Annotated in this window: 8 protein-coding genes; 1 reads left to right on the forward strand and 7 read right to left on the reverse strand. The window is 66.7% G+C overall.

Annotated features, from left to right (window positions below):
* The 5 genes from lapB to cmk all read right to left on the reverse strand — a co-directional run.
* Window positions 1–937 (reverse strand): lipopolysaccharide assembly protein LapB (lapB, locus tag B551_RS10755; protein ID WP_023264063.1); only part of this gene is annotated, 937 nt, incomplete at its 3' end.
* A 3-nt stretch (window positions 938–940) separates the two neighbouring features.
* The gene (locus B551_RS10760) at window positions 941–1,264 is read right to left on the reverse strand and encodes a lipopolysaccharide assembly LapA domain-containing protein (RefSeq protein WP_006576293.1); all 324 of its coding nucleotides are present in this window, start codon (window positions 1,262–1,264) and stop codon (window positions 941–943) included.
* A 337-nt stretch (window positions 1,265–1,601) separates the two neighbouring features.
* Window positions 1,602–2,120: an integration host factor subunit beta gene (locus tag B551_RS10765; protein ID WP_006576292.1), complete on the reverse strand. Its 519-nt coding sequence runs from the start codon at window positions 2,118–2,120 to the stop codon at window positions 1,602–1,604.
* 39 nt (window positions 2,121–2,159) lie between these two features.
* Window positions 2,160–3,854: a 30S ribosomal protein S1 gene (gene rpsA / locus B551_RS10770; RefSeq protein ID WP_006576291.1), complete on the reverse strand. Its 1,695-nt coding sequence runs from the start codon at window positions 3,852–3,854 to the stop codon at window positions 2,160–2,162.
* 167 nt (window positions 3,855–4,021) lie between these two features.
* Window positions 4,022–4,696 (reverse strand): (d)CMP kinase, encoded by a 675-nt coding sequence (gene cmk / locus B551_RS10775; protein ID WP_006576193.1) that lies wholly within the window; start codon window positions 4,694–4,696, stop codon window positions 4,022–4,024.
* A 117-nt stretch (window positions 4,697–4,813) separates the two neighbouring features.
* On the opposite strand from cmk, the gene B551_RS10780 reads away from it, so the two are divergent.
* The gene (locus tag B551_RS10780; protein ID WP_006576192.1) at window positions 4,814–5,068 is read left to right on the forward strand and encodes a DUF2061 domain-containing protein; all 255 of its coding nucleotides are present in this window, start codon (window positions 4,814–4,816) and stop codon (window positions 5,066–5,068) included.
* Window positions 5,069–5,092: 24 nt separating this feature from the next.
* Here the strand turns inward: B551_RS10780 and aroA are convergent, their stop codons facing one another.
* Both aroA and B551_RS10790 read right to left on the reverse strand, forming a co-directional pair.
* Window positions 5,093–6,397: a 3-phosphoshikimate 1-carboxyvinyltransferase gene (aroA, locus tag B551_RS10785; protein ID WP_006576191.1), complete on the reverse strand. Its 1,305-nt coding sequence runs from the start codon at window positions 6,395–6,397 to the stop codon at window positions 5,093–5,095.
* Window positions 6,398–6,458: 61 nt separating this feature from the next.
* On the reverse strand, window positions 6,459–7,315 hold an 857-nt coding region (locus B551_RS10790), incomplete at its 5' end, for a prephenate dehydrogenase/arogenate dehydrogenase family protein (protein WP_023264064.1).

The following is a 7,315-nucleotide window of genomic DNA, read 5'->3' on the forward strand; positions in this document are numbered from 1 at the left end:
GCTGGCGGCGCAGCTGCTCGCGCATCAGCGCGGCCGCGGCGGCCGGACCCTCGAGTTCGAGCTCGGTGCGATAGGCAGTGTCGAGCAGCTCGGCCGCAAGACCCGTCTTCAGCAGGCCGCGCAGCCATTCGAGCGCCTTGCCCTGTTCGCCCAGCTCGCGATAGGCCTTGACCACGCGGTCGGCGACCAGCGGCAGATAGCTGGCGTCCTGGCGTTCGATGCCGAGCCAGTGACCCAGCGCCGCGCCAAGATCGCCGGACGCCATCGCGACATCGCCAAGCAGGATCGGCGCGCGCACGTTCTTCGGATTCTCGCGCAATGCCTGCTCGAGCCAGCCGATCGCCTCGTCGGGCTGCTTGCGCTGCAGCGCGTCCTGCGCCAGCTCGCAGCAGAACTGCGCAATCTGCACGCTGTAATCCTGCTGCGTCGCGCTCTGCAGCTCGCGCGCGGCGTCGATTGCCTTGCGCCATTCCTTCTCGACCTCGTACAGCTCCAGCAGCACGCGCTTGGCCGAGGCCGCATACGGGCCGGACATCAGCGCACGCAGCGCGTCCTCGGCGCGATCGAGCAGCCCCGCGCGCAGATAGTCCTGCCCCAGTTCGTACAGCGCATGCTCGCGCTCGGTGTCGGGCAGATCGGGACGCGTGGCCAGGTTCTGGTGCACGCGGATCGCGCGTTCGGTCTCGCCGCGGCGGCGGAACAGCGCGCCCAGCGCGAAGTGCAGCTCGGTGGTTTCCGGATCGAGCCGCGCGACCTCGATGAAGGCGTCGATGGCCTTGTCCGGCTGCTCGTTGAGCAGGAAGTTCAGGCCCTTGAAATACGAGCGCGGCAAGGCGCCCTGCTCGCTGATCGCCTGCCGCAGGTCGAGGCGGGCCGCCATCCAGCCGAGCCCGAATACGAGCGGAAGGGCGAGCAGCCACCAGGTTTCAAAATTCATTGCTTAGACTTTCGGGCCGATTACGTTGTAGGGCGCCACGGCCTTGGAAGAAGACGCGCCGGCGCCGTCCTCGGCCGGCGTGCGCGCATTGCCGACCGCGCGGCGCAGCCGGGCGATCTCGAGCCGCTGCCGCATCAGGCCCGGCGCCACCGAGATCAGCGCGGCCAGCGCGCCCAGCACGAACGCGGCCAGCAGGATCAGGATCAGCGGCGCGCGCCAGACCGCGTCGAAGAACAGCTGCAGCGACACATCGGCGGTATTGCGCAAGGCGAGCACGAACAGCAGCGCGAACAGGACGATACGGATAATCCAGGCGACAAGTTTCATGCGATTGACGAGGTGTCTGCGGCGGCGTGGCGGCAAAAAGCGGCGAAATGGCGAAGAAGCGTCCCCCCGGCACCGGCTGTCGGCGCATCCCGAACGGCAAGCCGGCCGCGGGCGGCGGCTCCCCGGCATTGTAGCGGAATCGATTGGCGCACACGGCGCGATCGGGGCCGGCGCGGCGGGCAATTCGTCGACCCCACGAGGATGCGGAGAGGTCACTCAGACACGCGCCCCGACCCGGCGGTTCCGCGTCTGCGCATCCGACAGGCATAAAAAAAGCGCTCCTTGCGGAGCGCTTTTTCGATTCCGTAGCCGCCTTCGTCACCGAAGCGGCTGGGAGTCAGGACTGTGCCAGGTTCAGGCCGGAGCCTTCCTGCTGGACGCCAGGCATCGCGGCGCCATGGGTCAGCGGACCGCGTTCGCCGCCGAGCGGGGCATGCCCGGGGACATGCCCGTTGGCGGCCGCGTTGCCGTTGCCGTTGCTGTTGCCGTTCAGGCCCAGCGCGGCGCCATCGACACCGTTGCCGCCGTTGCCATCGACACCGTGGTCGCCGTTACCGCTACCGTTGCCGGCCGCCGGATTGCGGTCGACCCGCTCGCGCAGCTCCTTGCCCGCCTTGAAGTGCGGCACCCGTTTTTCGGGCACCAGCACTCGCTCACCGGACTTGGGATTGCGCCCCACGCGCGGCGGCCTGCGATTCAGGCCGAAGCTGCCGAACCCGCGGATCTCGATGCGATGGCCATCGGCCAGCGCATCGGACATCGCGTCGAGGATCGTTTTGACCGAGATGTCCGCGTCCCGCAGCAGCAACTGCGGAAAGCGGGCAGCCAGCTTTTCGACGAGCTCGGACTTGGTCATGGCATCCGCGCGTGAGTTGGACGGTCGCGATGGACGCGATTACTGGTTGTCCTGGCCCAGCTTGGCCTTCAGCAGCGCGCCCAGGTTGGTCGTGCCAGCCGTGCCGGTGTCGGCCTGGAACTTCTGCAGGGCTTCTTGCTGCTCCGCCGAGTCCTTGGCCTTGATCGACACGTTGATGTTGCGCGACTTGCGATCGATGTTGACGATCACCGCGGTCACCTGCTCGCCTTCCTTCAGCACGTTGCGGGCGTCCTCGACACGGTCGGCCGAGATTTCCGAGGCGCGCAGATAGCCTTCGACGTCGTCGGCCAGCTGGACCACGGCACCCTTCGGATCGACGGTCTTGATCGTCGCGGTGACGATCGAGCCCTTGTCATTGGCCGAGATGAAGTTGTTGAACGGATCGCCCGACAGCTGCTTGATGCCCAGCGAGATGCGTTCCTTGTCCACATCGATGCCCAGCACCACGGCCTCGACTTCGTCGCCCTTCTTGTACTTGCGCACGGCCTCTTCGCCCGACTCTTGCCAGGACAGGTCCGACAGGTGCACCAGGCCGTCGATGCCGCCCGGCAGACCGATGAACACGCCGAAGTCGGTGATCGACTTGATCTGGCCGGTCAGCTTGTCGCCCTTCTTGTGGTTGCGGCTGAAGTCGTCCCACGGATTGGCCTTGCACTGCTTCATGCCCAGGCTGATACGACGCTTGTCTTCGTCGATATCCAGCACCATGACTTCGACTTCGTCGCCCAGCTGGACAACCTTGGACGGGGCCACGTTCTTGTTGGTCCAGTCCATTTCCGACACGTGCACCAGGCCTTCGATGCCGGCTTCGATCTCGACGAACGCGCCGTAGTCGGTCAGGTTGGTGACCTTGCCGAACAGGCGGGTGCCTTGCGGGTAGCGGCGCGAGATGCCGACCCACGGATCTTCGCCTAGCTGCTTGACGCCCAGCGAGACGCGGTTCTTTTCCTGGTCGAACTTGAGGATCTTGGCGGTGATTTCCTGGCCAACCGACAGCACTTCGCTCGGATGGCGAACACGGCGCCATGCCAGGTCGGTGATGTGCAGCAGACCATCGATGCCGCCCAGGTCGACGAACGCACCGTAGTCGGTGATGTTCTTGACGATGCCGTTGACGATGGCGCCTTCCTTCAGGGTTTCCATCAGCTTCTGGCGCTCTTCGCCCAGGGTCGCTTCGACCACGGCGCGGCGCGACAGCACCACGTTGTTGCGCTTGCGATCCAGCTTGATGACCTTGAATTCCAGGGTCTTGCCTTCGTACGGCGTGGTGTCCTTGATCGGACGCACATCGACCAGCGAACCCGGCAGGAATGCGCGGATGCCGTTGACCATCACGGTCAGGCCGCCCTTGACCTTGCCGGTCACGGTACCCGAGATGATTTCGCCGTCTTCCAGCGCCTTCTCGAGGTTCAGCCACGATGCCAGGCGCTTGGCCTTGTCGCGGGACAGGATGGTGTCGCCATAGCCGTTCTCGAGCGCGTCGATGGCCACGGAAACGTAGTCGCCGGCCTGCACTTCGAGTTCGCCCTGGTCGTTCAGGAACTCCTCCACCGGCACGAAGGCTTCAGACTTCAGGCCGGCGTTGACGACCACGAAGTTGTGGTCGATCCGCACCACTTCGGCGGAAATCACTTCGCCAGCCTTCATATTGGAGCGGGCGATCGATTCCTCGAACAGTGCGGCAAAGGATTCGTTGTTTTGCAGGTCGGACATAAACGTAAGTTAGCAATCCGCAATACCGTGGCCGGCGCGACGATCGCGCTCAGTCTGCCAGGGCAGCGGGGTCAGGTTGAACCATGCCGGCGGCGTGTTCCCGCGTGCGGCGCGACCGTTGTCGCGTCCGCGGCGGGCGGCTGCCGGCGCCTCGTGGCGCGGCGCGGTCACCCCTGGGTCAGCGGACCCAGCTCGGCGTGCCACGCCAGCACCTGCGCCACCGCCTGATCCACCGTCATGTCGGAGGTATCGAGCAGCCGCGCATCTTCCGCGGGACGAAGCGGTGCGGCGGCACGGGAACGGTCCCGCGCGTCGCGTGCTTCCAGATCACGCAAAAGGTTTTCGATACTAGCAGAAATTCCCTTATCAATCAATTGTTTATAGCGCCTGCGAGCGCGCGCTTCGACGCTTGCGGTCAGGAACACCTTCAGCCGCGCGTCCGGGAAGATCACCGTGCCCATGTCGCGGCCGTCGGCCACCAGGCCGGGCAGCTTGCGAAAGCCCCGCTGCAGTGCCGTCAACGCATCGCGAACCGGCTGATGGACCGCCAGCGCCGAGGCCCGGTTGCCGATCGCCTCGGCGCGGATGGCCAGGCTGACCTCCTCGCCGGACAGCCAGACCCGGTCCGGGCCGAACTTGACATCGAGGCGGCTCGCCAGGTTTGCAAGGGCCGGCACGTCGCCTTCGTCGACGCCGGCCCGTTCGCTGGCCAGCGCCACCAGACGGTACAACGCCCCGCTGTCGAGCAGATGGAAGCCCAGCGCGTCGGCGACCTTGTGCGCCACGGTTCCCTTGCCGGAGGCCGTTGGCCCGTCGATGGTGACGACTTCAGCGATAGTCATTTCTTATCAAGACAAAAGCAACGATCAATTTCTCGATCTAATTGAGAACCATTATCATTCTTCCATCGGTAGGGAGCGTCGATCCGCGGCTCCCGCAGACCAACGAGGCAATCTACCATGGCAAAAACCCTGTCGTTCGGCATCATGCACCTTGGCATCGCGTTCAGCGTGACCTATGCGCTGACGGGCAGCATTGCCATCAGCGGTGCCTTCACCTTCATCGAACCAGCCGTCAACACGGTGGCCCATTACTTCTTCGACCGCTACTGGGAGCAGCGCGAACGGCGCAAGGCCGCGCAAGCCGCCGCGCCGGATTCCGCGCATTCGTCCGAACGACACGACGCCGGCATGGCGATGGCGCCGGCACAATGAGCCGGTCGCGCTCTCGGCCAAGGCTCAGCCGACCACCTGGCCGAACACGTCGAAATAGTCGGGAAACGTCTTGGCCACGCAGCGCGGATCGTTGATGCGGATCGGCAAGGGGCCGAACGTGGCCAGCGAGAAGCACATCGCCATCCGATGGTCGTCATAGGTATCGATGCCGTCGGGGGGCGTCTGCCACTGCGTCGGCGGGGCGATACGCAGATAGTCCTGGCCCGCCTCGATGTCGGCGCCGAGCTTGCGCAGCTCGGCCGCCATCGCGTCGATGCGGTCGGTCTCCTTGACGCGCCAGCTGCCGATATTGGTCAGCGTGGTCGGACCGTCGGCGAACAGCGCGGCCACCGCCAGCGTCATCGCGGCATCGGGGATATGGTTGCAGTCCAGCGTGATGCCCTGCAGCCGGCCGTCGTCGCGGTCCACGCCGCGCACCTCGATCCAGTTGGCGCCGGCCATCACGTTGGCGCCCATCCGGTTCAGCGCATCGGCGAACTGCACGTCGCCCTGGATGCTGGCCAGCCCCACGCCTTCGACCCGGACCGGGCCGCCGCCGATCGCGCCGGCGGCCAGGAAATACGATGCCGACGAGGCATCGCCCTCGACGAAGATCTCGCCCGGCGAGCGGTAGCGCGCCCGCGCCGGCAGCACGAAGCGCGACCAGCCGTCGCGCTGGACCTCGATGCCGAAGCGCGCCAGCAGATTCAGCGTGATCTCGATATAGGGCTTCGAAATCAGCTCGCCTACCACCTCGATCTCGATGCGGCCGCCCGGCGCGTCGACCAGCGGCAGCGCCATCAGCAGCGCGGTCAGGAACTGGCTCGACACATCGCCGCGCACGCGGATCGGGCCATCGATGCGGCTCGCCGACGGCTGCAGGTGCAACGGCGGATAGCCCTCGTTGCCGAGGTAGTCGATACGTGCGCCGACCTGGCGCAGGCCGTCGACCAGATCGCCGATCGGCCGCTCGTGCATGCGCGGCACGCCCGAGAGCCGATAGTCGCCGCCCTGCAGCGCCAGCGCCGCCGTCAGCGGACGGATCGCGGTACCGGCATTGCCCATGAACAGCTCGGCCGCCTTGACCGGAAACTTGCCCCCGACACCGGTGACAAGATGATCATCGCCATCCTTGCGCCAGTCCACGCCCAGCGTCTTGAGCGCGCCGAGCATCACGCGCGTGTCGTCGGAATCGAGCAGGTCGCGCACCCGGGTCTCGCCCTCGCTGAGCGCTGCCAGCAGCAGCACGCGGTTGGAGATACTCTTCGAGCCGGGAAGACGGACCGTGCCAGCGGCACGGGTGAAAGGGCCAAGCGTCAGATGTTCCATGGTCGGGCTGCGGTCGGTAGGGCTTGCAAGGGGCGGCAAGTGATCGCCGGCTCGGCGGGGATCACGACTCGACGTCGGCCGCGGCGGCACGCTCGGCGCCCCACTGCAGCCGCGCCTGGCTGGCGCGCGCGAACACGCGCTCGAGCGCCTCGCCATTGCCGGCCTCGATCTGCGCCTTCAGGTGCGCCAGCACCGATTGGTAGGTATTGAGTTCGCGCAGCAGCGCGTCGCGGTTGGCCAGGCAGATGTCGCGCCACATCTCGGGCGACGACGCGGCAATCCGCGTGAAGTCGCGAAAGCCGCCGCCCGCGCAGGCGAGCTTGAGCGCCGCGTCCTCGGCATTGGCAACCTGCGCGACCAGCGCGTACGACAGCAGATGCGGCAGGTGGCTGACCGCGGCGAACACCGCGTCGTGCTGCACCGCGGACATGATCTCGCAGACGCCGCCGGCCGTTTCCCACATCGCGCGCACCGCACCGACATCCGCCCGGCTGTTCTCCTGCAACGGGCACAGCACCACCTTCTTGCCGTCGTAGAGATCGTCGAGCGCCGCTTCGACGCCGTTCAGTTCGCGTCCCGCGATCGGATGGGCCGGCACGAACTGCGCGACCTTGTCGCCCAGCGCGGTCTTGGCCGCCATGATCACGTCGGACTTGGTGCTGCCCGCGTCGGTGACGATGGTGCCGGGCTGCAGGTGCGGCTCCAGCGCGTGCAGCAGCGCGAAGGTCTGCGCGACCGGTGCGCACAGCACGATGATGCTGGCGCCCTGCGCGGCATCTTCCAGCGAGGCGGCCCGGTCGATCACGCCAAGGGCAAGCGCGCGTTCCAGCGAGGCGGGCGAACGGCCGACGCCGACCACTTCGCCGACGACACCGGCGCGCTTCAGGGCTCGGGCCAGGGAACCGCCGATCAGGCCGA

It is taken from the genome of Cupriavidus sp. HPC(L) (assembly GCF_000307735.3).
In the GTDB taxonomy this organism is placed as follows: Bacteria; Pseudomonadota; Gammaproteobacteria; order Burkholderiales; family Burkholderiaceae; genus Cupriavidus.

Bases quoted from the DNA above. Each gene is read 5' to 3' on its own strand.
- B551_RS10760 (WP_006576293.1), bottom strand. From the start codon at position 1,264: ATGAAACTTGTCGCCTGGATTATCCGTATCGTCCTGTTCGCGCTGCTG.
- B551_RS10765 (WP_006576292.1), bottom strand. From the start codon at position 2,120: ATGACCAAGTCCGAGCTCGTCGAAAAGCTGGCTGCCCGCTTTCCGCAG.
- rpsA (WP_006576291.1), bottom strand. From the start codon at position 3,854: ATGTCCGACCTGCAAAACAACGAATCCTTTGCCGCACTGTTCGAGGAA.
- cmk (WP_006576193.1), bottom strand. From the start codon at position 4,696: ATGACTATCGCTGAAGTCGTCACCATCGACGGGCCAACGGCCTCCGGC.
- B551_RS10780 (WP_006576192.1), top strand. From the start codon at position 4,814: ATGGCAAAAACCCTGTCGTTCGGCATCATGCACCTTGGCATCGCGTTC.
- aroA (WP_006576191.1), bottom strand. From the start codon at position 6,397: ATGGAACATCTGACGCTTGGCCCTTTCACCCGTGCCGCTGGCACGGTC.